Genomic DNA, 23,671 nt, shown 5'->3' with positions numbered 1-23,671 from the left:
TTTCTGAGGGCGCGGTTCAACTCGGGCGGGTGGCGAGCGTGAAGGTGGTCACCAGCTCGCGGGTGTAGGCGTCGAAGTCCAGGCCCGGTTCGCCACGCAGCCGCTGCGCCGCGGCGTCGACGGCGGCGCGGATCATCACCGCCATCGACCGGGGGTCGAACGCACGGAACTCCCCGCCGCGCTGCCCGTCGGACAGCAGCGTCTCCAGTCCCCGCACGCTGGGCTCCTGAGCGCTCCGAGAGGTGTACGGCGTACCGGTGTCGTCGCGCACATGGGGTCCGATCTCGGTGAGCGCCGACATCTCCTGCGGGTGCTCGCGCAGGAACTGCAGATTGGCCTCCAGATAGGCGCGCAGCTTGCCGCCCGCGGTCTCCTCGGCCGCCATACGGGCGCCGATGAACTCGGCTCCGGCCACGAACACCTCCTGGACGATCTGGTGGATGAGGTCGTCCTTGTCGGTGAAGTGGTAGGAGATCATCCGTGGGCTGCGCAGCCCGGCCCGTTCCGTGATCCGGGCGAACGACGCCTTGGCATAGCCCAGTTCGGCGATCGTGTCGATCGCCGCCTGCACGATCTGGGCTCGCCGCGCGGCATTGGTGAACGTCCGCTCCATGGCACCTCACTCTCTTTTTTATCTATGCGAATCAAATTTACCTCACCTGGATCATTCTGGCGACACGCACTGCCACCGAGACCCACCGGAGCCCGCTGCGACCGGTCGACCGCCATGCCGGGCGGTGCGCCGGAACCGCCCTCCTCGTTGCGGAGGTGGTGCGCGATCCGACTGCTGCGATCCCCGGAGTGAGGCCCGCGCCCATGCCCGCGCCCGCGCGATGCCCGCGCCCGCGCCCATGCCCATGCCCACCCCCATGCCGATGCCCATCCCCACGATGGACATCAGCCCGCGCAGGCGGGCCGTACCGCGGTCCCCGCGATGCAGGGGATGGCGCTCCGCATCGCGGTAATTCAATGGACGTGCACACACCCCGTTGGCAGTCTCCTGTCATGACAGCTTCTGCATGGCCGTTGTACCGGCTCCGGATCACGACACCACGCCTTGAGCTGCGGCTGCCCGACCTGAACCTCCTGGACGATTTGGCTGCGGTCGCCGCGGGCGGAGTACACGACGCGGGGCGCATGCCGTTCACGGTGCCGTGGACCGACGCGAGCCCGGAAGAGCGTGGGCGGTCGACGTTCCAGCATCTCCTCGGCACCATCGCGCACTGGCACGAGCGGGCGTGGACGCTCAGCCTGGCCGTGCTCCGCGACGGCAAGGTCGTCGGACGCCAGGACCTCACCGCTGCCGACTTCGCCGTAGCCGAGGAGGCCGAAACGGGCTCGTGGCTGGGACAGGGCCACCAGGGCCAGGGGATCGGCACGGAGATGCGAGCAGCGGTGCTGCACCTGGCTTTCGCCGGACTCGGCGCAACTGCCGTGGCCTCCGCCGCCATGACCGACAATCCCGCCTCCCTCCGGGTCTCGGAAAAGCTCGGCTACCTTCCGGACGGCGTGACCGTGGCGTCCGTGCAAGGGACAGCCCGTACTGTGCAACGACTGCGCCTCGATCGTGCGCGCTGGCAGGCGCACCGCGCGGTTCCGGTCGAGATCCACGCCCTTGAACCGTGCCGGGGCTTCTTCGGTCGGTAGGGCATATTTGCGGTCCTCGGTCCGTAGGGGCGCGCTCGCGGTCGACTTCGCGAGGCACCTTCACTCGAGCCCGAAACCGCCCCGGAGGAGGAGTCGCCCGACTCGCCGCGGCCGCTACGCGGTGAGCCGGAATTCGGCCGAGCCGGTCCTCAACACCCCTGCAACTGGGCCCTGTTGTCGTGACCGAGCGTGCGCGAGGGGGCAGGGCCCCATACTGCGCGAATCGGCAATCCGACCCGGTCGGCTCCGGCCCTATCGGACCCGCGCCCTCCGCCACTCCACTTCGTCGGCAGTCATCGAGGCATGAATGCTGTATACGTCGCCGACCCGTAGGTTGTCCGGTGTGGCGTACTCACCGCAGACACCTATGACGGAGACCGCCACCTGGGAATCGGGCTGCCAGAACGTCCGGTAGTACGGTGCGTTCGCCGCGCTTTCCGGGATCTCCAGCAGAGGGACACCACGCCGGCGCACGAGGCGTTGCACCTTCTCGAACCGAAGCCTGGGAGCGAAGCGCCCGTACCGGGCGCGGAACCTCTCATTGGCCAGCGTGCGTCCCCCGGAGGCCAACCTGTGCACCTGCAGGGTGAAGTGGTGGCCGGACCAGGGCCGGTCGGCGGAAGCGCGGTCCCAGACGAACTCGGCCAGGCCGTAGTCACGGCACATGCTGCGGTCACCGAGGCTGTTCTCGCCGAAGTCCGGCCCGAGGGCCTCGGTGACCCGGTCGGGAGAGTCCGTCGGACGCACGCCGAGAACGGTGCCGGTGGTGACGACGTCCACGTAGAACGCCAGGGAGTACGGGGTCAAAGGCTGATCCTCGATGCGGTGTGGTCCAACGTGATGTGTATGGGGCGCCCCCCACCGCTCGAAATGACGGCGCTGCAGAAGGGTCAGCGCCTGCTGCCAGCGCTCACTCCGGGGACCTCATGATCATCAGATGGTGCGGATCGGGGAAGGGGATGAAGCCGGCCTTGGCGTAGACCTCGTGCGCGTCGAGGGTGGACAGCAATATCCGCTTCAGGTTGTAGGGAGCCAGGTGGTCACGGATCGCGGTGGCGAGCCAAGTGCCGAGGCCCTTGCCGCGGTGTGCACGGTCGACGTGGACATCGCAGAGCCAGGCGAAGGTCGCCGAGTCTGTGATGACACGTGCGTAAGCCACCTGGTCACCGCGGGCGTCACAGAGACCGAAGTTGAGAGAGGCACGGACCGACTGCTCGACCGTCTCGCGGCTGCGGCCCAGCGCCCAGAAGGCATCGGTCGAAAGCCAGTGGTGGACCAAACCGATGTCGAGACGGTCCGGATCGGTAGTGATCTCGTATCCGTCTTCCCTGCGGGTAGTGATCATGGTGCTGCATGGTACCGACGGGTGCCCCACGGAGTCTGGGACAGCCGGCCCGTAGCCCGTGCAGGCCGTAGGCGTCCTACGCCCCGGCAGAGCTCAACCGATCGCGGCACCTTCCATGAGCAACTCCGCAAGCCGGTCTGCGAACTCGGTGAGCCGGTCCACCTGTGATCCGCTGCGGACCATGCGAAACCCGTGCCGACGCCCCCAGAACGCAGCCTGGAGGGCGTGCAGTTGGGCCCAGCGCTGGACGCGTGCTCGATCGAGTTCCGCGACCTCGGCGAAGACGTCCAGAACGCGGTGGGCAGCCCTGCCCGGATCGTCCGCTTCGAGGAGGGTGAACGCGCGCGACATGAGCAGCACGCCGGCGTCGTAGGCGGGGTCTCCCGCGTACCCCTTGGGGTCGACGGCCAGCCATGGCTCGCGGTCGGCGCGCAGGATGTTCCTGGCATGCAGATCGCCGTGGATGAGAACGTCCGGCTGGCTGTGGCCCAGCTCACGAACGGTCGCCACAGCGGCGTCCACGACGCAGCGGGAGACCGTGAGCGTCAGTTCTTCAGCATCCCTCAGCAGCTGCTCCTCCCAGGCGTCGGCCTGGTCCCGCAGCCGGGGCAGTCCGGGCGGCCCGGGGACGGCAAGGCGGCGACTGATCCGCGCCGCCACTGTCACCACCTCATCGCCGTCCTCGACCTCCGCCAGGGTCGATGTGTGGACCCGCTCGAGCAGCATCGCGAAGTTCTCGCCGTCGCGCTCGTGCAGCAGGACAGCTCCGCGCCCGCCCCATGCCGCGAATGCGTCCGGCTCGTGGACGTTGCCAGGATGCGGAAACGACACCTTCAACACAGCGGCCTCCTCGGCCCGCCGTCGCACCGGGACGATGACCCCGACGCCCCCGTGCATGACGTCGCCGTCCGGCACACACTCCCAGCGTGCCGGCAACTCGTCCACGATTTGGGGCAGTTGGGCGAGCCACGTCGCTCCGGGCTCCCCTTCGCGCTCGACGGTGCCCTGTGCGAACGTGTCCGGGACCAGGATCATCAGCGCACTCTACTCGCAGCCAATGGCCCACCGGCCTCGAGTCGGAAGCAGTCGTCACGAGGAGAGTCACGCGGCATTCGGGCAGACAAGGGCATCCCCGACCGGAGCCACGTTGATCGTGAACGTTGATCGTGAACGGTGATCGTGAACGGTGATCGTGAACGGTGATCGAGGTGCGGTCCGCACCTTGCCTGGTGGGGAAAACCAAGCGGGCGGCTCTGCATATCCCCGGATGACGCGAACGCCCGTCACCGTCCCATCGAGCAGCCCCGGCACCCTCGGGCACCGCACCCGGCCACCCGCGGCGGCGCGGTACAGCCGCGCAGCCGCCGGGAGGCCGAGGAAGCAACGGAGCCCGTGTGGGGCACGGGTACCGCCGGGACGTTCCGGGAAACAGCCGCAACCCTCCGAGCGCCGGAAGCCGTCCCAAGAGCGCCTGAACAGCCTGAACAGCCTGAACAGAGGCGACTTGACGGCATGACACATGGCGGAGGCCACAAGACCGGCCGGTCGACGTCCCGTCCAGGGCACGCCAAGGCCTGACCGGCCCCGCGTACACAACGGTCAGCCCGACGGACCCGACGCCGATCACCGTGATCGGACCGACGGTGCAGCTCCGCCCGGCCGAGCCGCAGGCCAAGAGGGTTGCCCAGCCCGCTCCGGCCTCCTCGGCTGCGCCTCTCAGCCGGCGACTGGTGTCTCCGCGCCCGGGACGCTGAAGGCTCCTGCCATGGCGGCGTGGTAAGCGGCTTCGGCGCTGAAGTGGGCGACTTCGTCGTCGAGGGGGCGGTGGGTGATGAGGAGCCGGTAGTAGAACGGTGCGCTGAGCGCGGCGATCACCGCAGCGGCGTCGGTGTCCGGTCCCAACTCGCCCCGCTCCATCGCCCGGTTCACGAGCTCCGTGACCTGCTCGATGCGGGCGGTGTACGTATCCCCGATGGCTTCGGCCAGGCTGGGATCGCGGGCCGCCGCCGCGACCATTCCTTCGACGAGATGGCGGTTGCGCTGACTGTCGAGGAATTTCAGAATCACGCGTGCAAGCGCGTGCAGATCTTCACGGAAGGATCCGGTGTCGGGCGCCGGGAGTGTCGATTTATGCAGTTCCAGCAGGTCCGCGACTATTCCCTCGACGGTACGCCAGCGCCGGCGGAGCGTCGTCTCATGAACCCCGGATTGGCGCGCGATCAGATCGAGGCTGAGTTTCCCGAACCCGTGCCCCTCAAGCAGCTCGGACGCCGCGTCGAGTACGGCCTGGCGCACCTGCGCCGTACGGCCACCGGGGCGCGCCGTGCCGTGCCGCTGTTGCATTGCCATGATTGCCCGTCACCCGGTGCCGACACGGCCGACGTTGCCGGAGCCGTCGTCAGCCACGCACCCGGTGCTACCTCCCTTGCCTGCAGGTGTTTTTCGTGTTGCACATGCGCTTGGACACACGATAGCGTGACCCAACTCTTAATGCAGGATTTCAAGCGTTAGAGGGGGAGGTGGGGCGATGCGCCGCCAGAAGCGGGGGCGCATCGAAGGATCTTCGCCCCGCCACCCCTCAACCGTCGCGATGGATGGTGGGGGCGCAATGCACGAGCGAGCACTTCGGACGTATGCGAAGCAGGACCGCGCGATCCGGACGCGACAGGCGATCCTGGCCGCGGCGGCCGAAAAGTTCGCGGAACACGGATTCGGCGGGGCCACGATCGCCGACATCCTGCAGCGCGCCGGGTGCACCAAGGGGGCTTTCTATTTCCACTTCGCCACCAAGGAACAGGTGGCGGAAACCCTGCTCGACGACTTGGACCTCGACGAACTCACCGCACCCCAGAAGAACAAAATCCAGGAATGGGTGGATGTGGGCATGAAGTCGGCCCACTGCCTACAGCACAGTCAGGGATTCCGCGCGGCCATGAGGCTGGCAACGGGCTCGACGAAGGATCAGTTCGGCTCGGTGTGGGATGAGTGGGCCAGGCTGGTCAACCGCCCGCTCTTCGAGGCAAAGGAGCGTAATGAACTGCGGGACGACGTGCAGCCCGCAGAGCATTCCGAGTCCGTCATGCTCATCCTGGCCGGCGCCGCCATTCTTGGTGCCGACGGCGAGGGCGACGAGCTGGAGCGGGTGATCTCCAACTACTACGCGCACCTGCTGCCCTCGATCGCAGGTCCTGGCAAGTGGCCGGACCTCCACCCGGGCCGGGGCCGTGAATTGCACCGGACCCGGCACAGCAACGAGGCGGACGGCGCCGGTTCCGCCCTGCTGAGAAGGATTGCCTGACGCCGAAGCGCCGTGAGCGACGGGCGGAGCGGGCAGCGCACAGCCGTACCGCCGCAGCGGTGGCCGCAACGGGTCGAAGGCGTGGCCGGTGACCGGTCACGCAGCAATTCTTCGGACGTAGCGGGCCTTCCCCGTAGCGGGCCTTCCCCGCAGCGAGCCTTCCCCGCAGCGAGCCTTCCCTGCAGTGCCTCGTCCGCGCGGCGTGGGCCGGTTACGCCGGCGCTCCCCTCAGGGCGCTGAAATCGACAGCCTCCTCCGCGCTGCGCAGAGCCTGTTCGGCGACAGTACGGGCTTCGGCCGGGACGTCTCCCCGTTCCTCGACGAGGCCGTCATAGATGGGAGCCCCAGTGCTCTCCGCGGTGGTCACGTCGAAGTGCCTTTCCCCAGGTGATGTGATGTCTTTCACTTCCCGCCGGAGGACGCCGACGGCGAGGTCAGAGTGTACGGGGCGCGGAACACCTGTGTTGTTGGCGGGCCCGGACAGGGCGGCCGCGGGCGGGCGCGGCAGTCCCCCGATAGGGCGAGTGGTCGGGCAGTAAGCGACTCGGTGAGCGGGCGGCGGGCCGCCCGTCCGGGCCACCCCCGCCCTTGGAACGGCCCCGCGGCCCCTGCCCCCGGAACACTCGGGCGGGTCGGACCGCTCGTACCGCCCTCGGCCATGACGCCCCGCCGCCACCGTGGCTGCGCGGCGCGGCCCAACTACCCTTCCCTGTGACCGACTTCACCATCCTGTCTGCGACCGACTTCACTATTCTGGAGACCGTCCTGATGACCACCACCATCAACACCAGCACCGGCCGCATCGCACTCGACCCCTTCGTCAGCGACCTGGAGGCGGAAACCGCCCGGTTACGGGCCGAAGGCCCCTTGGCCGCCGTGGAACTGCCGGGCGGCGTCCCCGTCTGGGCCGTCACTCACCATGCAGAGGCCCGCGCTCTGATGACCGACCGGCGGGTGGTGAAGGACATCTCCTTGTGGACCGCGTGGCAGCGCGGCGACATTCCCGAGGACTGGCCCCTGATCGGGCTGGTGAATCCCGGCCGCTCCAGCTCACTGTGGACGGCGAGGACCACCGCCGGCTGCGCACCCTGGTCGCCCAGGCCCTCACACCGCGGCGCGTCGACGAGATGCGGCCGCGCGTCATGGAGCTGACCGAGGACCTGCTCGAGGACCTCGGCCGCCGCACACCCGGGGAAGTGGTGGATCTCAAGGCGGCGTTCGCCTACCCGCTGCCGATGCGGGTCATCAGCGATCTGCTGGGTGTGGCCCGGGCCGACCATCCCCGGCTGAAGGTCCTCTTCGAGAAGTTCTTCTCCACCCAGACGCCGCCCGAGGAGGTCGGCGCCACACTGGCCGAGCTACGCGGGATGACGCTCCGGATCATCGAGGCGCGTCGCCTGACACCCGCCGACGACCTCACCAGCGCCCTCATCCATGCCTCCGAAGACGGCGACAGACTGACCGACGACGAGATCCTCAGCACCATCGGGGTCATGATCGCCGCAGGTCACGAGACCACGATCTCGCTCATCGTCAACGCGGTCGTCAACCTCTCCGGCCACCCCGAGCAACTCGCACTCGTCCAGGCGGGGAAGGCCGGCTGGGACGCGGTGATCGAGGAGACGCTGCGCTGGTCGTCGCCCACCTCGCATGTGCTGATCCGGTTCGCCTCGGAGGACGTTCCAGTGGGCGACAAGGTGCTCGCCAAGGGCGAAGCCGTGATCGTCTCGCACGCAGCCATCGGTCGCGATGAACAGGCACACGGTTCCTCCGCGAACGCCTTCGACATCACCCGCTCCCCCAACCGCCACCTGGCCTTCGGGCACGGCCCCCATGTCTGCCCCGGCGCCGCCCTCTCCCGTATGGAGGCCGCCGTGGCCCTGCCCGCCCTCTACGCCCGCTTTCCTGGGCTGCGCCTGGCGGTTCCCCGATCCGAACTGCGCAACAAGCCTGTGGTCACGCAGAACGAGCTGTTCGATCTGCCGGTGCTGCTGGGGTGAGGGCGGGTGCAGGGATCCCGGGCCGGCGTCGTCCGGGATCTCGTACCGTCAGCGGTCGCCCGCGGGAAGACCGACGAGGCCGCTGTCACCCACGACGCTCGGCGTCCGACGGGAACCCGCCGCCACCGGGTGGGAAGACCGTGTGGGACGACAGGTGGCTTCGCTCAGCGTCTCGATCTCGAACTCCCCGTGAATCGCTCGCATTTGGCGAGTATCGGGGCAACTCGGCGGTCGCCGGGGTGGGGGCGGGAAGGGCTGTTCCGAACACGGCATGACGGATCGGACACGGCGTCTGCGGATGCGGAGTGTCGGCCTCCCTCAGCCGCCCCCAGGCTCCACACTCCTGCGCATGACCAAACCCCTCTCGCTCGTGCCACCCCCCGCACTGTCGAAGGCCCAGGCAGCTCTCAATGAGCTGCTCGCGGCGCGTGACCGGTGGGCCCCCGATCTCTTCGTGCCCCGAGGGGCCGACTGGAGCCGCACCCGAACGGACTGGGTTCTGGAGGACTCCGCGGGCGGCCGCGACTACGTCGGCGCCTACCCCCTCCTGATCAGCCCGGACTCCGGAGATGCCATCACGGTGATCTTTGCCTACGCGCAGGAGGCACACGGGCATTGGTGCGCCGAACACCGCCCCGCCGAATTCACGTTTCCGCTGAGCCTGCCAGGTGTCGAGGCGCTGCGCCGGGCCCTGCCGCTGATCGAGTCGTACCCCTTCGACGCGGAGGAGGCGATTGCCTGCGCCTTCCATGGGCCCTGTTCCCTCGCTTTCCGGCGGAAGCGCACGTCGCAGTAGCGGCTGGCGCCGGGGGCATCGTGCACGTGGCGCCGCGAGTCGGCGGGCCCGCTCAATAGCGTCTGTCGAGCGCTTCGACGAGGCTCCGCAGCTCGCGCGCCCGGCGTCGGGACATCGCCGGCAGCACCGCTTCGAGGTGGTCGCGGGCCTGCCACGGATCGCCACAACAGGCCCACTCCGTGCAGCCCCCGCTCTCGTCGTACTCCCACAGTCGTCGGTTCGGCTGGTGGACGAAGCTTCGCCAGCGCACCATGGCCTGCCCGATCGCGCCGGGCCACAGGTACTTCTTGCGGTGCTCGATCCGCCGGACTTCGGCGAGGGCTGCCGCGGACAGCCCCGGGATCATCGTGATGTCGTCGTGCATCCGGCGCCGGCGCGGTAGCTCGGTACGGACGCGGCCGGGCCGTCTACGCGGCATCGGCCCTTCGGCTGATCGTCATGCCGACCATTTTGCCACCATGCGCATCCCCGCGACGTCGCGCAGCCGCGCACGGGTGCGCTCCGGTCTCAGTGGAGCGGAATCCTCAGTAGAGGGGGAAACCTCAGTAGAGGGGAAAGGCCCAACCGCCGGGGTAGACGGGTTCCCGATCGCCGCGGAAGGCCGTCGTGCCGCGGGCCAGCGCGCCCGGTCGCAGTTCCCGGAGCTGCCCGCTGCTGCCAGGGACGCCGGCGTCGTGCCGCCCAGGAAGGCGGCACCCAGTGCCGATACGGAGACGTGCAGGTCGGCGGGGGCTGTGGTGCGGTCGCAGGTGACCAGGTCGCCGTCGGCCCGCAACCGGTGGCGTCCGGTGTTCCATGGGCAGAAGGGGTCCTCGACGTCGAGGACCCCTTCTGCCCATACCTCGAATTCGTCGGTGGTGATGGGGCGGAGAGGATACGCATCTGTCACCCGCGTCTGTACAGCGGGGTTCGAGCCGTCGGGCGATCAGGTTTTTCGCCGTGGGTGAGCGGCCGGTACGGGCCGGGAGCCGATGGCCTGATCGGCTGAGGGCCCTGGCGCATCGGCAAGCGGCCGGCCCTGCCCGGCCTGCTTGGTCCGGGGTTCCGTATCGGGCCGGCCGGTGGTGCGGCGTCAGGCCAGCAGGGCGGCGGCTTCCCTACGTGCCTGGCGCAGCCAGGCCGCCCGCGCCTCTTCGGTCGAGTCGGTGACCGTGCGGAAGACGACCCGGCGGAAGTCGTCAACTCCCGTGTACGGCAACACACATGACGACCAGATGCGCTGCAGCGGGTCCCCGAACTCGTTCGCCTCACGGTCGGCGGAGGTATCGGAGGTGTTCAGGACGAGAGCCCGGCCCGCCTTCAGCAGCCCTGCGGGCTCTCCTTCGGCGGTGTCCAGTTTGTACGCGACGCCGGGCACGAGTACGCGCTGCACCCACCCGGTGAGGACGGCGGGCGGCATGCCCCACCAGTTCGGATGCACGAACACCAAGGCGTCGAGGGTGGCCACCTCCGCCCGGTGCTGCGCCACCTGTGCGTCATCGGTGAAGGCGGCCGATCGGACCGTCTCCGTCTCCTCGGCGGACAGCATGGGGTCGAATCGCTCGGCGCAGAGGTCGTGGGCGAGCACCTCGCACCCTCGGTCACGCAGTTCGTCCGCCACCGCGGCGAACACGGCATGGTTGAAACTGCCCTGCCGCGGGTGTGCGAGATAGACCCCGATGCGCATTGTTCGTCCCCCTGTTGGTACCGCACTGACGCTGAAAGATGTCGAGATTCCAGATCAAGGGGAGTGGGACGGCTGCCCCTCCCCCGCCTGATCATCATCTCCGGTGCGGCGCCGCGCGGGAAGCCCGACCTCTGCATTGCCCGGGCCTGCCGCGCCGCCACCGGGCTCATGGAAGGAGGGAAGGGGAGGGTAAGGGGAAGAGCCGGCTCTGAGTCCGTCGGGACGTTCCCCTGAACACCCGTGGGCGTTCCCCTGAGTGTCCGTGGGCGTTCCCCTGAATGCCCGTGCTGCGGCGGCGAATGGGAGCGCTCGGGGGTGTCGCGCTCTGCTGAGCGCCCCTGCCTACGGGGGCGTTGACCGTGCCCCTACATGCGCCCCTCCAGCACGCGCAGGTGACCGACAGCCGCTTCGTCCAGCGCGGCGCCGTCCCATACACCCGCGCCGTTGGGGTACGAGGGGTGATGCAAGCCGCCGCAATGGAGCGGCAGGTGTCCGTCCAGGCCGGTTGCGCGGTTCGGCCAGCCGGCCTCGTAGGGAAAGGCCACCATGCTCTTCCTTGTTGTAGCCCTTTTCCTCTTCGGTGTGCTGTTGGGTACTGCGGGTCATGTCCCGGTGCCGCTCACCGTCGTCGCCGGAATCGCCATCACGACCTGGCTGGCGGTGTTCTTCGTACGCGAGCGGCGTAAGTCGGCGACCACGACGAAGGGAGCCCCTCGATGACCTCCACCTTGATCCCGCTGAAGACCGGCCCGCATCCGCAGGCCGACCGGATGGCCGTGGCCTCGTTCGTCTGCGGCCTGTTGGGAGCGCTGGTCTTCAATGCGTTCCTCGGTCCGTGCGCGGTGGTCTTGAGCGTCCTGGCTCTGAGCCGCGGAACAATCCGGCGCCTGCGGGCCTGGCTGGGGCTGGTCTTCGGCGTCCTCGACGTCGTACTGCTCATCGTTCTGTCGTCGGTGAGCGGAACGGTCAGCTGGCACATCTGACGACCCGGGTCGGAGGGCCGGTGGCGGTTCCCCGCCCGATGCGCCCGGCCGCCGCCTCGGCGGCCCGGCGGGCCGCCGATGGGAGCGCCAACCGGGCACAGTACAGGCGCTGCTGGCGCCGTGCGCCCGCTCCGGGCCGGAGGCACCACACTTGGCGGTTCGGGGGACGAAGGCGGTACGAGACGGCGGTGCGGTTCGTAGAGTCCACCGTATGGAGAACCCCGGCACCGTTTCCGACCCCGCCGCCCCGGACCCTGACCCTGGCGCCGACCCCGGCAGGCACCAGCCGCCCGGTCCTGACGGGAGCCCGGCCCAGGTTCCGACCCCAGCTCGGAAGCGGGTCACGAACCGCCGCACCGCCGCCGACTGGACATGGCAACTCGTCCTGGCCATGGCCGTACTGGCGGCCGGGGTCCTGACGGGAACGACAGGACCGCTGATGGCCCTCGCCTGCGATACGTGCCAGGACGGTATTCGCGGTCCGCTCCCCTTCGGCGAGGTGCTCACCGACATCGCGCGCTACGCGGTGCCGCTCACCACGCTGGGAACGATCTTCGGCATTTTCCTGTCCCGCCACGCCGCCAGGGCGGGCGGCATCGGCCTGGGTGTACTGGCGGCGTTGCTGATCGCGATGACGGCCCTCGGCCGCTTCACGGGCCGATGACGTCGGTCGGAAGGCGGCTACCGGCTGTACGGGACCGGGATCACCGCCCGTAGCGAACCGACCGGCGCTCTGCGAGAGTTGGGGATCGGCCTCGATGAGGTGAGCCGGATCTCGACGAGGTGCGCCGGATCCGGACAGCGGGACGCTGGTCACCGAGGTGGCTGCCGCATGTCGCCGACGGGCAAGCCGCCACCTGTCGCCGCCGGGCAACCGGCGTCGAACGGCGCATCACGCGGCCCGTGCGGGACACAGTGCCCGCCGGGCCGTCCCACACCCGGCCGGCCGCCCCGGTGCGACCTCCGCCGCGCGTGGGCCGCGAACGCCGGCGTCCTCGCACGCTCCCACCGGAACGCCGTCCGGCGCACCGGTCAGGGGGCGATTCAAGGCTCACACCCGGATGGTGACGCATCGATACAATCTGACACTGTGGGTGATATTTCCGCTTTGTCTGAAATTTCATGCATTTTTGCTTGTGGGAGACAGATCGGCGTCGTAGCTTGGGAGTTGACGCAGCCTAATCGGGCTCGTCGACAAGGAACGGATCCAGGGAGGCAATCATGAGCTTCCGGATAGTTTTCCCTCGCAGGCGCCGGCGTGACTGGGACTGCGACAGAGGCTATGGCGGCTGGCGGCGTCGGAGGCACGGTCGTCGGCACAACCGGCGTCGTCACGGTCGCTACTGACTGATGGCGTAAGCCCTCATTGCGAGGCGGACCCGCGTCCCACGCGGATCCGCCTCGCAGCGCGACGCCTGATCCGGACGCCACCTCGGCATCCCCTTCACGAGCGCGCACAACCGCAAGCGAGGCGTCGCCCCGGTGGCGCCCTCAGCACTGCGGGGGTTTCATGAGGGAGAGGCCGATGCGACGGCGCCCCAGATCCACGTCGAGGAGGGTCACATGGACTCCTTCCCCGACCTCGAGCGCATCCTCGGCACTCCCGCCGTCGGCACCGGAGCGCTCCGCGCGAGGGATCAGACCCTCGACGCCTCGGGCGACACGGCCGAACACACCGAACGGCACCCGCCCGGTGACTCATCGGTTCCGGTGCGGTGCGTGCGTCATCGCGCCTGTGGCACGCCGTCGACATCCGGCGGCACCGCGTCCAGCAGAGGGTGACGGGCGGTCGACTCCAGCGGAATCAACGCAGCTCGCCGACCTGGCCCGCCGCACACCACCAGCGCCGACCCATTGCCGACCCATTGTCCCGGCCCATCCACGACTCCGCGACTCGAACCCTGCGGAACCCTGTCCCGGCGCTCTGCTCGACCGGCATTCACGATGCTCTCGGTCCAGGATGCCGGCCCGGACCGCATCGATGTTCCCGCCCAGGTCCGGCCACACCACCCGCCGCGCCCGAGGCCTCAGGTCCCCGCGCACGGCCTCGACCTCACTCGCGGTGGTCAGGCGGTACCAGCGACAACCGTTCCCGATGGAGCGCTCCCCCAGGAGCACCGCACCGAGCTCGACCGCCAGGGCCGCGGCGCGACGCCTTCCCGGGAGTCGTGACGCCTTCCCGGGAGTCGTACGGTACGGCGGGGCCACGACGCACCGGCTCCTTCGGCCCGCTCGGGTCGTACGGCCCTGACACACGGGAGGTTCCGCTCGGCCGACTCGCCCCCCTATCCTTCAGTTTCCTTACCTATGAGCAGAGTTGATCAAGTCGCCACGGCCTGACCCCAGTGCCCGCCTCGCCGAGAGCGTGGCCCGCGACGTGGCTCCGGCACGAACACCGCCATGAAACGGATCTCCGCCCTGTGATGCAGACACACCACCAGTGGTTCACCCGCGTCGAAACCGGCGCCGACATCCCCACCATCCGCGACATCGTCCGCGCCGCGTTCGACACCTCGGCCGAGGCCGACCTCGTCGACGCCCTCCGCGCCGACCCCTCCTGGATCGGGGGCCTGTCCCTCGTCTCCACCGACGAGCACGGCAACCTCATCGGCCACGCCCTGCTGACCCGCTGCCACATCGACGACACCCCGGCGCTGTGCCTGGCCCCCGTCTCCGTGCGGCCCGGCCGGCAGAAGAGCGGCGCCGGCTCGGCCGCCGTCCGAGCCGCGCTCACGGCAGCCAAGGACATGGGCGAGCACTACGTCACCGTCCTCGGACACCCGGCGTACTACCCGCGCTTCGGCTTCACCCGTGCCTCCGCCCAGGGCATCGGCCTGACCGTCGACGTCCCGGACGAGGCCCTGATGGCCATGACTCTGGATGCCGCCCACCCACTGCCCACGGGCACCGTCCGCTACGCGGCACCCTTCGGGATCTAGGGCGCCAGGGCCGGATCCTCAGTCGGCCCCTGCGGGCAGCGGCGGAAGGTGCAGGTGTGCGAGGTCGTCGGGAACGGGGCTGGTACGGGGCCACAGCGGAGCGAGGTCGGCGCCGGCGGCCGCGGGGGCGTCGGTCAGCCGCATGCGCTCGCGCAGCCTGCCGTAGAAGTCCTTCGGTTCGAGCCGGGCCACCCGCAGACGCCGTGGGGCCGCGTAGACGCCGATCCAGTCGCCCGGATCCAGGACGCCACGAAGCTGGCCGTCGACACTCACCGCCGCGCGGCCGGAGCCTTCCAGGACGCGGAGGGCGACGGCCTCGTCGGGGGCGGCCACCACCGAGCGGTTGAAGGTCATGTGCGGTGCGACGGGAGTGAAGACGATGGCGTCGGCGGACGGAGAGATGACGGGGCCGCCGGCAGCGAAGCTGTAGGCGGTGGAACCGGTGGGCGTGGCCACCAGGACGGCGTCGGCGGCGTAGGAGGCGAGGAGCCTGCCGGACAGATACACGCCGATGGAGACCTGCCGGTCGCGGGCCAGTTTCTCCAGGACGATGTCGTTGAGCGCGGTCACGTTGAGCGCCACACCCCAGTCGAGGGCGACGGCGCACTCCGGGCGCACCAGTGGTGACGGGAGCGCGGGGCCTCGGCCGTAGCGCAGGAGGGCTTCCATCCCCTCGGGGAGCTCCAGGGGCCGGGATGCGCGCATCGTCAGCATCATCCGGGTCTCGACGCCCGCCCGCCCGTGATGGATGACGTCCAGGGCGTGCTCGACGTCGTCGGCCGGGACCTCGGTCAGAAAACCGAGGGTGCCCAGGTCGACGCCGAGGACCAGCGCGTCGTTCTGCGCCGCCAGCCGCGCCCCGCGCAGGAACGTACCGTCGCCGCCGAGCGTGACGATGAGGTCGGGGTCACCGGCCGCGTCGACCTCCTCCCGTGCGTCCCGCCGCTGCTCGTCCTGGTTCCATACGTCGATGGCGGTGCAGCCGACACCCTGCCGGGCACACCACCCCCGCACGACGTCGGCGGCCCTCACGGCGGTGGGTCTCCCCTCGTGGACGACGATGCCCACCCGTTGCACACTCACGCTGTGTCCTCTCCTCTCGGATGCCTCCGCGATGAAGCCGCACGCCTGTCGCGCGGGCCGGAACACCACCGTCCGGCCTTCTTGGGCACCACCGTGCACCACGCGCCGACGGCGCCGGGCGTTACACGGCCCGTTGTGGGCTCCGCGTGTGGTGCCGGTACGCCGAAGGAGTGGCCGCGGCGACGGCCGACGGGACGCCGTTCGTGGCCTGACTGCGGACGGCGAATCGCGTCTCGGTCGTGACCGACCCACTGCAGTCATGACAGCGGCCGCGGCGCATGATGGACTGAGTCCGAGATCCGGGGCCGTCCCAGTCCTGGACAACTGGCCTCCGGCGAACGGTTGGTGGGGTCCCGTCAGCCACTGCCCCAGTTCGTCCGGCGCCGTTCTGGTATCGGGGGTAGCTGTGCCGGCGGACGAGACCACATCGCAGGGGAACGATGTCGAGGAGCGCACTTCACCAGAAAGGGATCGGGACGGGGATCCGTCCCCTCCGCGGGCGACTGCGGAGGATCCGGAGTCGGCGCGCTCTTCGATGTCACCGCTGCGAGACCGTACGCACTGGGTGACGCTGGTCCTGCTGCCGCTCATCGGCGCTGTCGGCTTCTGGGCCGTGCAGGGGTTGTGGGAATGGGCCTGGAGCGCCATCAGCGGCCCACCCGGACTCACCGCCTTCGCCTCCCGGACGGTCGGAGGCGAGCACCTGTACCTCGACCCGAAGGCGGCGACGGATCCCGCTACGGAGTGCAAGCGAGGCGTCCCCGTCGCCGCGCCGGGCAGACCCGCCAGCCTCCCCATCACGCTGCAGGCCAAGACGGACGAGGCCATCATGGTCATCGGCGTCGAGGTCTCCGTTGTGTCCAGCGAACCGCCCCCGACGGGCGGGGCGGTGGCCGAGCCGAAGGGCTGCCCGGCCGCCCTCAAGGGCCGTGCCTTCGATGTCGATCTCACCCGTGTCCCGTCACCCGTCGTACCGGCTGTCGGCAAAGCCGGTGGCCACCAGGCCACGGCCTTTCCGTTCACCGTTACCGCCGAGAACCCCCAGCAGCTGAACCTCCGGCTCAGCCCGGGCAGCAAGGATGTCCGGTTCACCGTGAAGGTCGAGTGGGTGGCCGACGGGAAGTACGGCAGCGTGACGCTCGACGGAGACGACGAGGAACGCGACGGCGAGGAGCAGGACGGCAAGGTGGGCTACCGCGTCATGGGCCAGGACGGCTGATGCGGTAGTGGTCACCGGCGGGGGCCGTGTGGTCGGGATCGCGGCCGGGGCGCCCGCCGCGGCCCACAACGGCTGACCGCACGACAAGGAGACACCTGAAGCGCCTGAAGCGATCAGTCAGGCGAGGAACCTCAGCAGCGCCTCCGCGACGCCGCGGGGGTTGTCCTCGGGAGCGAAGTGGCCCGCCCCCGGGACGGTCTCCTGGACGGCACCGGGGATGGCGGCGGCGATGCGGTCACTGGTGGCGGGGTCGAGCCACTCGTCGCGTTCACCCCACAGGACCAGGGTGGGGGCAGTGATCTCGCCGAGGCGGGCCACGGCCTCGCGGGTGTCTTCGTGACGGACGGCGGCAACCTGATCGATCCACCGCTGCTGTCCCTCGGGGCCTGCCCACGGGGCGAGATAGCCGTCGGCCGCCTCCTGGGACATGGGCTGGTGGGTGGCTGTGCGAAAGCGAGCGGCGATGACGTCGCCGAAGATGTCCGTCGGCATGGTGCGATAGACGTCCGCGTGACGTTGCTGGTGTTCCGTGAACGGGGTGTTCCACGGGCCGAGAAGGGCGGCATCGAGCAGCACGAGCCGGTGGGCCGGTACACGCTCGACGAGATGTGCTCGTGCCACGACCCCGCCACCGATGTCGTGGCCGACCAGAGCGGGCTCCTCCAGGCCCCAGTGCTCGGTCAGCTCCGCCAGCGTGCGGGCCTGCTGGGCGATCGAGGGAGCGCAGCCCGGGGCGGTGCGAGAATCACCGAAGCCGAGCAAGTCCCATACGTGCACGGTGTGTTCGCGCGCGAGGAGAGGAACCACGTCCCGCCACAGGAAGGACCATGCGGGCGTGCCGTGGACGAGTACCACCGGTGGGCCTTGGCCGAAGACGCCCGTGGCGACCTCTCCTCCAGAGACAGTGACGTACTGGTTCAGTTTCCACGCCGCAGCGGCCTGAGCAGCCATGACACCCACTCCCACGCTAAGGGGTAAAATCGACTTTGTACCGTTACCCTAGCTGGAGTAAGGCGTGAAATTCAACTTTTCCGATTACGCATTGGGGGCTGGGGTCGCCACCGACCTCGTCAACACCTCCCCTCGTGTACGCAGCGCCGGTGACGTGCTGCCCGACCCGGCCGCGCTGGCAGCGTTTCTGACAGACCACGATCTGCATCCGGACGCCCTGGCCGACGAACGTCGGCCGACGCAACGGGATCTCGAGCAGGTGCACACACTGCGTCAGGAGGTTCACGCCGTCCTTGAGACGACGGACGAGCAGGATGTAGTGGACGCCGCAGCCGCGTTGGTCTCCCGAGCGGGCACCGGACCGTCTCTGTTCCGTGACGACGAAGGGCGATGGCAGTGGTTCGTTGCGGCGCGGCCGGACGCCCCCCTCGCGGACGAACTGGCCGTCCTTATGGGCGTCGGCCTGTTGGGCACCGTGCGAACCCTGAGCCATGACCGGTTCCGGCACTGCACGGCCGAGGGGTGCCAGGGCGTGTTCGTCGACACCAGCAAGGCCGGCAGGCGTCGCTACTGCATGCCGGAGGTGTGCGGCAATCGCCGTAACGTCGCCAACTACCGCGCCCGGCGGACCCGCAGCGGCACCGGAGCCCCGTAGGGATGCGCCGAGCGCCCGGTCAGGTTGCGCCTGGGCAGGTCGCACCTGGTCGGATGGGGCCGGGCAGAGCGCAGGAAGGATGACGGGGACGACGGGAAAGACCTGTGCCGACGCCGCATCACGGCGCCCGTTCCGGCGGCGCGAATATTCCCGCGACGTGCGGCATTTGAGCGTGTTAGCTTCCCGAGCCATGGAACCCATCGGTGAAAAGGCGATACGCGCCTCGTTTGTGAACTGCTCCAAGGGCGAGGCGCTCAGGCTCAGCGTGCCGCGGGACCTGCCGGATCTCCCCTGGGCCGACCTGGACTTTCTGGGGTGGCGCGACCCTGGGGCGCCCGATCGCGGCTATGTGGTGACGGAACGCGAGGGTGAACTCGTCGGGGTCACACTGCGCACCCCTCGGCGCATCGCCCGGAGCTTCACCAAGACCACCGCGTGCACGATGTGCACGACCGGCCACCCGGGGTCGGGTGTCTGCCTTCTCGCCGCGCCCAAAGCCGGCGCCTCCGGACGCCAGGGCAATACCGTCGGGGCGTACTTCTGCGCCGATCTGGCCTGCTCCCTCTATCTCCGCGGCAAGAAGCACTCCGGCCTCCTGCGGTACGAGGAGTCGCTCACCCTGGAAGAACGCATCACCCGCACGCTCACCAACGTGAATCAGTTCGTGGACCAGGTCCTCGCCGCCTGACCTCGGACCTCCGCCTTCCGCCACCGGCCGGACCGCTCCGAAGCGCTGGGCGACGGCCTGGCGCTCGGCGGAACGGCCGGCAGCGCGCCCGGAGCCACGTCAACCGGAGACGGGTGCACGAGGCGACCGCGGCCTCTGGCTCCGCTGACAGCGCGGGGAACACCCCCGTCACCGTCCCACCGATCGTCGGAGCGGAGCACCCGATCGGCGCCCGCAATGCACCACGGCGCCGAGACTCCCCCTCGCCAGGTTGCCTCACAGGGCGAATCCGCACGCCCTACTACGCCTACGCCCTACGTCCTACCGGCGGCCGAGGGGGCGCCCTTCGCCCGCCCCAGAGAGTCCGCCACCGTGGTGCAGGCGATCCGGACGACGGCACGTAGCCCGGCGAGCGGCATGCCGGCGCGACTCAACACGGCCAGCGACTGGTTGACCGCGACGACGTACAGGGCGAGATCGTCCAGTTCCGGTCCGTCGACGCCGGGGATCGAGAGGCCGGCACGCACGCGATCCCGTTGCTTGCCGAGCAACGCCTCCACATGGCTTCGACTTTCCGCGTTCAGTGTCGCCGACTGGGTGGCCGCCTGCGCCAGGAGACATCCGTCGGGTACCAACGGGTCCGCGAGGCGATCCAGGGTGACGTCGAAGAATGCCTCGATCGCACGGGCCGGGTCCTCCGGGTGGGCCGCCATCGACCGCTCGTACCGACCGCCGTACGTCGATACGTAACGGTCCAGGCACATCCGGAACAGTGAGTCCTTGCCGCCGAAGGTCCCGTAGAGCGACCCGCGGCCGAGGCCGGTGGCGGAGCCGAGCAGGTCGAGCGAGGTGTCCGCGTATCCGCGCTGCCAGAAGACCCGCATCGACTGCCACAGGGCTTCGTCGACGTCGAACTGCTTTCGGCCTGCCATGACGCACCTCTCCGTGCCGTGTGTGCCTCAACGATGCTAACGCCTTCCTGGACCGATCAGTCAAAATAACTGATGATGTTGGACTGAGCGATCCAACATGGTGCTAGCGTGGGCCACGCGCCGCTCGACAGACGCCCTTCCGTCAGCACGGGGACCCGCCACCGCCCGGACGCCGCCGCCCCCTCATCGACTCCCCGCCCGGACACACCGACCGACGGCGGAACCCCCGCGCGCCTCCCAAGAATCGAGAACCCACATGCCCCCGACCACCCGCACCGCCCGCACGAGCGCCTCCCGGAGACCGACCCACATGAGCGCGCCGCCGGGTGGCCCGGCCTCACCCGAGGGCCCCGGCTCGACCTCCGGGGCACCCCACCTGCCACCAGGGTTCGCCGACATCTTCACCAGTCGTTACGTCGACACCGGTGAACTGCGTCTGCACGCGGTCACCGGCGGCGACGGGCCTCCGCTGCTGCTGGTAGCGGGGTGGCCCCAGACCTGGTACGCATGGCGCCTTGTCATGCCGGCGCTGGCGACCAACTACCAGGTCGTCGCCGTCGATCCACGTGGCGTGGGGCTCTCGGACAAACCCCGCGACGGCTACGACACCGGCACCCTCGCAAGTGATCTGGTGGCCCTGATGGACGCGCTGGGACACCGGCGCTTCGCCATGGTCGGCCACGACATCGGCATGTGGACCGGCTACGCCCTGGCTGCGGACCATCCGGACCGGCTCGCCCGTCTGGCCGTCGCCGAGGCGGCCATCCCGGGCCTGTCCCCGTACCCGCCGCTGGTCGGGAGCCGAGACGCGAACACCCGACTCTGGCACTTCGGCTTCAACCGGCTCGACGGCATCAACGAGCAACTGGTCAGAGGGCGTGAACACCTCTTCTTCTCGCATCAGTTCGCCTCGAAGGCGGCGAGCCCGACCGCCCTGCCGGACCATGCCGTGGACCTCTACGTCGGGGCTCTTTCTGCCAGCCCCGAGGCCCTGCGGTCCAGCTTCGAGTTCTACCGCGCACTGGACGTGACGATCGAGCAGAACGAGCAGCGCGCCGAGCGCCGACTGACGCTTCCGGTCCTGACCATCGCCGGAGCACAGTCCACGGGCGAACTGGTCGGGACCACAATGCGACTCGCCGCCGACGACGTACAGAGCGTGATCCTGCCCGACTGCGGCCACTACCCCGCCGAGGAAGCACCCGAGGCAACGCTCTCCGCACTGACGGCCTTCCTGGCTCCATACCTGGACGCGCAGTCGGCACCCGAAGCCCACACCACCGACACCCCTGGAATGCACCGGAGTTCCGGGTGACCGGTGTCCGTGGGACCCTGCGACCCTGCGACCCCGCGACCCCGCGACCCCGCGACCCCGCGACCCCGCGACCCCGCGACCCCGCGACCCCGCGACGACACCATCGGCCGGTCGGCGAGCATGCCGAACCCCACGGCGTCAGTGGCGGCCGGAGAAGTCGGGACTGCTACTTCCACCAGGGCGAGCGGGTTGGCACCCCCTGGAAGGCGAGCGCCGCGCAGCTCCGCGCGTCTGGCGACCCGCCGTTCGTCCTGATCCGCCGGAACGCGAAGGCGCCCCTCCCGCATGGCAGGGGCGCCCTGTTCAGCGCGTTCAGCCCGTTCAGCCCGTTCAGCCCGTTCAGCCCGTTCAGAACATGCAGCAGACGGCTCTCCCGGCCGCCAGGGTGTACGAGCCGCAGGTGTCCGTGTGTGGTGAGGCATCTGCCGGCGTCCAGCCGGGCAGGCTGACGGCCCTGCCGGTCAGTTGGTGCCGCAGGTGTCCAGCATCGAGGTCAGGGCGGACTTCTCCGCGTCGGTGGTGGTGAGCTTCCAGACGGACTTCACATGGGTGTAGTCCTTGGCGTAGGTGCACCAGAAGCTGTGGTTGGTGGGCTTCCAATCAGCCGGCCCGCTGTCGCTCTTGGAGCTGTTGGAGGACTCGGAGGCGACGAGGAGCTGCGGGTCCTTGAGGTCGTTGCCGAAGGCCTTGCGCTGGTCGGTGCTCCACTTGTCGGCGCCGGAGCGCCAGGCTTCGGCGAGCGGGACCATGTGGTCGATGGTGGCCTGGGCGACGACGGTGACCGTGGTGTCGTCGTAGGCGGAGTACCACTTGCCACTGGTGGGCTGGCAGGCTTCCTGGCCGTCCGCGACGGCCTTGGCGTCACGGGCCAGAACGTCCTGGCGGGTGGTGCAGCCATCGGGCTGGTGCGACCATATGTCGAACTTGTCGCGGGCGTAGCCGTCCATGGAGTGCGGTGCGGCGACGGTGAGGGCGCCGAGTTCCGCCCGGGCGGTTGCTTCCGACGGCGGGGCCGGCGGCTCGGCGAGCGCGGGAGCTGCGGTGAGCCCGACCAAGGTCAGGGCTGCGGCGGACAGGCCGAAGAGGGCGCGGCGCATGAAGGTCTCCTGATGTGTGGGGGGAAGAGACGCTTCAGAAAACCGCAGAAACCCCGCCGGGCGCTACGCGCGTTGACTGAACATGACAACACTATTCCCTGCGCATTACCTGCCCGTTGGAGAACAGCCACCAACCGCCACGGGTGGCCGCCTCACACCGGCCGCCGCTCGGCGCTCGATGCTCGGCGCTCGGCGCTCGGCGCTCGGCGCTCGGCGCTCGGCGCTCGATGCTCGGCGCTCGGCGCTCGGCGCTCGATGCTCGGCGCTCGATGCCCGGCGCCCCTCTCCCCCGGCGGGCAACCGCGCTTCCGTGAGGCGCATTTGTGGATCCGGCCGATGGTGACGGTATGTCACTTGCGGTGGCGCGCCGTGTGAGGCGGACCGAGCGAGCACTCACTCGTCCGCGATCGCCGTGGCCGTCGGCGTCGTTGCACCGGGGTCCGTGGCGTCCGCATGCCTCAGGAACGTCCAGAGTGCGTTCTCGCCGCCCCCGATGAAGGGCAGCCGGTCCTGCGCGACGCGGATCTCCTCCTCGGTCGTCCAGCCCCACCAGGCGACCTCGCGCGGGTTGGGGGCGATCGAGGCGATGTCTGCTGCGCCCAGCCTGACATCGTGCACGGCCATCCAGTACGGGCCTTGCTCCTCCTGGTAGATCCGCTTGAAGACCATCCGCGGTGGCGCCGAGAGCCGGACGCCCATCTCCTCCTCGAACTCCCGGGCGGCGGCCTGTTCGTAGCTCTCGCCGACATCGACACCGCCGCCGATGACGGTGTCGTAGTGGCCCGGATAGCGACTCATGCGGTCACCGCGACGGTGTACCAGGACGCGGCCCGCGCCGTCCCGGCAGACCACCACCGCTATGCGGTGCATCAGCCACTTCCGGACCGCCTCATCGCGTTCCACCACATCGATCACACGGTCCTGCTCATCGACCTGCTCGACGTATTCGCTCATGGCTGCCACCCTGTCATGTCCGGCACAGCCGTGACGTGGCCCGATGACGGGGCTGCCTCATTGCCGCCGGTACGCGGAGGCCGGGACGGCGGCGGGCCGGGAACAGGTTCGGGTGCTCCTTCTC

Annotated in this window: 26 protein-coding genes and 1 pseudogene; 12 read left to right on the top strand and 15 right to left on the bottom strand. The window is 69.6% G+C overall.

Going from position 1 to position 23,671, the window contains the following annotated elements; translation table 11 throughout:
- Positions 1-16: 16 nt before the first annotated feature.
- Positions 17-613, bottom strand: coding sequence for a TetR/AcrR family transcriptional regulator (locus ACGFML_RS29140; RefSeq protein ID WP_393548578.1), 597 nt, complete (start codon positions 611-613; stop codon positions 17-19).
- Between the two features lie 392 nt (positions 614-1,005).
- Here ACGFML_RS29140 and ACGFML_RS29135 point away from each other — a divergent pair, with 392 nt between their 5' ends.
- Positions 1,006-1,647 (top strand): GNAT family N-acetyltransferase, encoded by a 642-nt coding sequence (locus tag ACGFML_RS29135; RefSeq protein WP_393548653.1) that lies wholly within the window; start codon positions 1,006-1,008, stop codon positions 1,645-1,647.
- Between the two features lie 252 nt (positions 1,648-1,899).
- Here the strand turns inward: ACGFML_RS29135 and ACGFML_RS29130 are convergent, their stop codons facing one another.
- The 4 genes from ACGFML_RS29130 to ACGFML_RS29115 all read right to left on the bottom strand — a co-directional run bounded on the left by ACGFML_RS29130 (position 1,900) and on the right by ACGFML_RS29115 (position 5,335).
- Positions 1,900-2,454 carry a hypothetical protein gene (locus ACGFML_RS29130; RefSeq protein WP_393548577.1) on the bottom strand — a complete coding sequence of 185 codons (555 nt, stop codon included), beginning with the start codon at positions 2,452-2,454 and terminating at the stop codon, positions 1,900-1,902.
- A gap of 103 nt (positions 2,455-2,557) precedes the next feature.
- Positions 2,558-2,992 (bottom strand): GNAT family N-acetyltransferase, encoded by a 435-nt coding sequence (locus ACGFML_RS29125; protein WP_393548576.1) that lies wholly within the window; start codon positions 2,990-2,992, stop codon positions 2,558-2,560.
- A gap of 93 nt (positions 2,993-3,085) precedes the next feature.
- A complete protein-coding gene (locus ACGFML_RS29120; protein ID WP_393548575.1) occupies positions 3,086-4,027 on the bottom strand; it encodes an aminoglycoside phosphotransferase family protein in 942 nt (313 codons plus the stop codon).
- A gap of 681 nt (positions 4,028-4,708) precedes the next feature.
- On the bottom strand, positions 4,709-5,335 hold the full coding sequence (locus tag ACGFML_RS29115; protein ID WP_393548574.1) for a TetR/AcrR family transcriptional regulator: 627 nt from the start codon (positions 5,333-5,335) through the stop codon (positions 4,709-4,711).
- 184 nt (positions 5,336-5,519) lie between these two features.
- On the opposite strand from ACGFML_RS29115, the gene ACGFML_RS29110 reads away from it, so the two are divergent.
- The 3 genes and pseudogenes from ACGFML_RS29110 to ACGFML_RS29100 all read left to right on the top strand — a co-directional run bounded on the left by ACGFML_RS29110 (position 5,520) and on the right by ACGFML_RS29100 (position 9,086).
- Positions 5,520-6,290 carry a ScbR family autoregulator-binding transcription factor gene (locus ACGFML_RS29110; protein ID WP_393548573.1) on the top strand — a complete coding sequence of 257 codons (771 nt, stop codon included), beginning with the start codon at positions 5,520-5,522 and terminating at the stop codon, positions 6,288-6,290.
- A gap of 768 nt (positions 6,291-7,058) precedes the next feature.
- A pseudogene (locus ACGFML_RS29105) lies at positions 7,059-8,290 on the top strand (cytochrome P450).
- Between the two features lie 349 nt (positions 8,291-8,639).
- A complete protein-coding gene (locus tag ACGFML_RS29100) occupies positions 8,640-9,086 on the top strand; it encodes a hypothetical protein (protein ID WP_393548572.1) in 447 nt (148 codons plus the stop codon).
- A gap of 52 nt (positions 9,087-9,138) precedes the next feature.
- Here the strand turns inward: ACGFML_RS29100 and ACGFML_RS29095 are convergent, their stop codons facing one another.
- The 4 genes from ACGFML_RS29095 to ACGFML_RS29080 form a co-directional block, all read right to left on the bottom strand.
- On the bottom strand, positions 9,139-9,504 hold the full coding sequence (locus tag ACGFML_RS29095; RefSeq protein WP_393548571.1) for a hypothetical protein: 366 nt from the start codon (positions 9,502-9,504) through the stop codon (positions 9,139-9,141).
- Between the two features lie 18 nt (positions 9,505-9,522).
- Positions 9,523-9,975: a sterol carrier protein domain-containing protein gene (locus ACGFML_RS29090; protein ID WP_393548570.1), complete on the bottom strand. Its 453-nt coding sequence runs from the start codon at positions 9,973-9,975 to the stop codon at positions 9,523-9,525.
- 183 nt (positions 9,976-10,158) lie between these two features.
- Entirely contained in the window at positions 10,159-10,752 is a 594-nt protein-coding gene (locus ACGFML_RS29085; protein ID WP_393548569.1) for an NAD(P)H-dependent oxidoreductase, read from the bottom strand.
- 365 nt (positions 10,753-11,117) lie between these two features.
- Entirely contained in the window at positions 11,118-11,300 is a 183-nt protein-coding gene (locus ACGFML_RS29080) for a hypothetical protein (protein ID WP_393548568.1), read from the bottom strand.
- Between ACGFML_RS29080 and ACGFML_RS29075 the strand changes: the two genes are divergently transcribed.
- From ACGFML_RS29075 to ACGFML_RS29065, 3 genes are all read left to right on the top strand, one after another.
- Positions 11,299-11,472 carry a hypothetical protein gene (locus ACGFML_RS29075; protein ID WP_393548567.1) on the top strand — a complete coding sequence of 58 codons (174 nt, stop codon included), beginning with the start codon at positions 11,299-11,301 and terminating at the stop codon, positions 11,470-11,472. The two genes, ACGFML_RS29080 and ACGFML_RS29075, sit on opposite strands and share 2 nt — an antisense overlap.
- Positions 11,469-11,735, top strand: coding sequence for a DUF4190 domain-containing protein (locus ACGFML_RS29070; RefSeq protein WP_393548566.1), 267 nt, complete (start codon positions 11,469-11,471; stop codon positions 11,733-11,735). The genes ACGFML_RS29075 and ACGFML_RS29070 overlap by 4 nt, the downstream gene beginning before the upstream one ends.
- Before the next feature lie 211 nt (positions 11,736-11,946).
- A complete protein-coding gene (locus ACGFML_RS29065) occupies positions 11,947-12,399 on the top strand; it encodes a hypothetical protein (RefSeq protein ID WP_393548565.1) in 453 nt (150 codons plus the stop codon).
- An 827-nt stretch (positions 12,400-13,226) separates the two neighbouring features.
- On the opposite strand, the gene ACGFML_RS29060 is transcribed toward ACGFML_RS29065, so the two are convergent.
- Positions 13,227-13,421 (bottom strand): S1 RNA-binding domain-containing protein, encoded by a 195-nt coding sequence (locus tag ACGFML_RS29060; RefSeq protein ID WP_393548564.1) that lies wholly within the window; start codon positions 13,419-13,421, stop codon positions 13,227-13,229.
- A 737-nt stretch (positions 13,422-14,158) separates the two neighbouring features.
- Here ACGFML_RS29060 and ACGFML_RS29055 point away from each other — a divergent pair.
- Positions 14,159-14,674 carry a GNAT family N-acetyltransferase gene (locus tag ACGFML_RS29055; RefSeq protein WP_393548652.1) on the top strand — a complete coding sequence of 172 codons (516 nt, stop codon included), beginning with the start codon at positions 14,159-14,161 and terminating at the stop codon, positions 14,672-14,674.
- 18 nt (positions 14,675-14,692) lie between these two features.
- On the opposite strand, the gene ACGFML_RS29050 is transcribed toward ACGFML_RS29055, so the two are convergent.
- Positions 14,693-15,757, bottom strand: a complete 1,065-nt coding sequence (locus ACGFML_RS29050; protein ID WP_393548563.1) for an NAD(+)/NADH kinase — start codon at positions 15,755-15,757, stop codon at positions 14,693-14,695.
- Between the two features lie 535 nt (positions 15,758-16,292).
- Here ACGFML_RS29050 and ACGFML_RS29045 point away from each other — a divergent pair.
- A complete protein-coding gene (locus ACGFML_RS29045) occupies positions 16,293-16,976 on the top strand; it encodes a hypothetical protein (RefSeq protein ID WP_393548562.1) in 684 nt (227 codons plus the stop codon).
- 117 nt (positions 16,977-17,093) lie between these two features.
- On the opposite strand, the gene ACGFML_RS29040 is transcribed toward ACGFML_RS29045, so the two are convergent.
- Positions 17,094-17,927, bottom strand: coding sequence for an alpha/beta fold hydrolase (locus tag ACGFML_RS29040; RefSeq protein WP_393548561.1), 834 nt, complete (start codon positions 17,925-17,927; stop codon positions 17,094-17,096).
- Between the two features lie 91 nt (positions 17,928-18,018).
- Between ACGFML_RS29040 and ACGFML_RS29035 the strand changes: the two genes are divergently transcribed.
- Both ACGFML_RS29035 and ACGFML_RS29030 read left to right on the top strand, forming a co-directional pair.
- Positions 18,019-18,582 carry a CGNR zinc finger domain-containing protein gene (locus ACGFML_RS29035; protein ID WP_393548560.1) on the top strand — a complete coding sequence of 188 codons (564 nt, stop codon included), beginning with the start codon at positions 18,019-18,021 and terminating at the stop codon, positions 18,580-18,582.
- 190 nt (positions 18,583-18,772) lie between these two features.
- The gene (locus ACGFML_RS29030) at positions 18,773-19,270 is read left to right on the top strand and encodes an FBP domain-containing protein (protein WP_393548559.1); all 498 of its coding nucleotides are present in this window, start codon (positions 18,773-18,775) and stop codon (positions 19,268-19,270) included.
- A 293-nt stretch (positions 19,271-19,563) separates the two neighbouring features.
- Here ACGFML_RS29030 and ACGFML_RS29025 read toward each other — a convergent pair whose 3' ends face one another.
- Positions 19,564-20,181: a TetR/AcrR family transcriptional regulator gene (locus ACGFML_RS29025; protein WP_393548558.1), complete on the bottom strand. Its 618-nt coding sequence runs from the start codon at positions 20,179-20,181 to the stop codon at positions 19,564-19,566.
- Positions 20,182-20,491: 310 nt separating this feature from the next.
- Here ACGFML_RS29025 and ACGFML_RS29020 point away from each other — a divergent pair, with 310 nt between their 5' ends.
- A complete protein-coding gene (locus tag ACGFML_RS29020; RefSeq protein WP_393548557.1) occupies positions 20,492-21,496 on the top strand; it encodes an alpha/beta fold hydrolase in 1,005 nt (334 codons plus the stop codon).
- Positions 21,497-21,957: 461 nt separating this feature from the next.
- Here the strand turns inward: ACGFML_RS29020 and ACGFML_RS29015 are convergent, their stop codons facing one another.
- Together ACGFML_RS29015 and ACGFML_RS29010 are read right to left on the bottom strand one after the other, a co-directional pair.
- Entirely contained in the window at positions 21,958-22,593 is a 636-nt protein-coding gene (locus ACGFML_RS29015; protein ID WP_393548556.1) for a DUF1524 domain-containing protein, read from the bottom strand.
- A gap of 393 nt (positions 22,594-22,986) precedes the next feature.
- The gene (locus ACGFML_RS29010) at positions 22,987-23,547 is read right to left on the bottom strand and encodes an NUDIX domain-containing protein (RefSeq protein ID WP_393548555.1); all 561 of its coding nucleotides are present in this window, start codon (positions 23,545-23,547) and stop codon (positions 22,987-22,989) included.
- Positions 23,548-23,671 lie beyond the last annotated feature (124 nt).

It is taken from the genome of Streptomyces sp. NPDC048650, assembly GCF_043199095.1.
Classification (GTDB): domain Bacteria; phylum Actinomycetota; class Actinomycetes; order Streptomycetales; family Streptomycetaceae; genus Streptomyces.
This window is presented reverse-complemented; position numbering and strand designations above follow the sequence as displayed.

Excerpts from the sequence above, each read along its gene's own strand:
- ACGFML_RS29045 (WP_393548562.1), top strand. The coding sequence starts at position 16,293 with ATGTCACCGCTGCGAGACCGTACGCACTGGGTGACGCTGGTCCTGCTG.
- ACGFML_RS29140 (WP_393548578.1), bottom strand. The coding sequence starts at position 613 with ATGGAGCGGACGTTCACCAATGCCGCGCGGCGAGCCCAGATCGTGCAG.
- ACGFML_RS29085 (WP_393548569.1), bottom strand. The coding sequence starts at position 10,752 with ATGCGCATCGGGGTCTATCTCGCACACCCGCGGCAGGGCAGTTTCAAC.
- ACGFML_RS29020 (WP_393548557.1), top strand. The coding sequence starts at position 20,492 with ATGAGCGCGCCGCCGGGTGGCCCGGCCTCACCCGAGGGCCCCGGCTCG.
- ACGFML_RS29030 (WP_393548559.1), top strand. The coding sequence starts at position 18,773 with ATGGAACCCATCGGTGAAAAGGCGATACGCGCCTCGTTTGTGAACTGC.
- ACGFML_RS29120 (WP_393548575.1), bottom strand. The coding sequence starts at position 4,027 with ATGATCCTGGTCCCGGACACGTTCGCACAGGGCACCGTCGAGCGCGAA.
- ACGFML_RS29125 (WP_393548576.1), bottom strand. The coding sequence starts at position 2,992 with ATGATCACTACCCGCAGGGAAGACGGATACGAGATCACTACCGATCCG.
- ACGFML_RS29010 (WP_393548555.1), bottom strand. The coding sequence starts at position 23,547 with ATGAGCGAATACGTCGAGCAGGTCGATGAGCAGGACCGTGTGATCGAT.
- ACGFML_RS29080 (WP_393548568.1), bottom strand. The coding sequence starts at position 11,300 with ATGGTGGCCTTTCCCTACGAGGCCGGCTGGCCGAACCGCGCAACCGGC.
- ACGFML_RS29095 (WP_393548571.1), bottom strand. The coding sequence starts at position 9,504 with ATGCCGCGTAGACGGCCCGGCCGCGTCCGTACCGAGCTACCGCGCCGG.
- ACGFML_RS29025 (WP_393548558.1), bottom strand. The coding sequence starts at position 20,181 with ATGGCAGGCCGAAAGCAGTTCGACGTCGACGAAGCCCTGTGGCAGTCG.
- ACGFML_RS29015 (WP_393548556.1), bottom strand. The coding sequence starts at position 22,593 with ATGCGCCGCGCCCTCTTCGGCCTGTCCGCCGCAGCCCTGACCTTGGTC.
- ACGFML_RS29135 (WP_393548653.1), top strand. The coding sequence starts at position 1,006 with ATGACAGCTTCTGCATGGCCGTTGTACCGGCTCCGGATCACGACACCA.
- ACGFML_RS29065 (WP_393548565.1), top strand. The coding sequence starts at position 11,947 with ATGGAGAACCCCGGCACCGTTTCCGACCCCGCCGCCCCGGACCCTGAC.
- ACGFML_RS29040 (WP_393548561.1), bottom strand. The coding sequence starts at position 17,927 with ATGGCTGCTCAGGCCGCTGCGGCGTGGAAACTGAACCAGTACGTCACT.
- ACGFML_RS29055 (WP_393548652.1), top strand. The coding sequence starts at position 14,159 with ATGCAGACACACCACCAGTGGTTCACCCGCGTCGAAACCGGCGCCGAC.
- ACGFML_RS29075 (WP_393548567.1), top strand. The coding sequence starts at position 11,299 with ATGCTCTTCCTTGTTGTAGCCCTTTTCCTCTTCGGTGTGCTGTTGGGT.
- ACGFML_RS29100 (WP_393548572.1), top strand. The coding sequence starts at position 8,640 with ATGACCAAACCCCTCTCGCTCGTGCCACCCCCCGCACTGTCGAAGGCC.
- ACGFML_RS29115 (WP_393548574.1), bottom strand. The coding sequence starts at position 5,335 with ATGCAACAGCGGCACGGCACGGCGCGCCCCGGTGGCCGTACGGCGCAG.
- ACGFML_RS29110 (WP_393548573.1), top strand. The coding sequence starts at position 5,520 with ATGCGCCGCCAGAAGCGGGGGCGCATCGAAGGATCTTCGCCCCGCCAC.
- ACGFML_RS29070 (WP_393548566.1), top strand. The coding sequence starts at position 11,469 with ATGACCTCCACCTTGATCCCGCTGAAGACCGGCCCGCATCCGCAGGCC.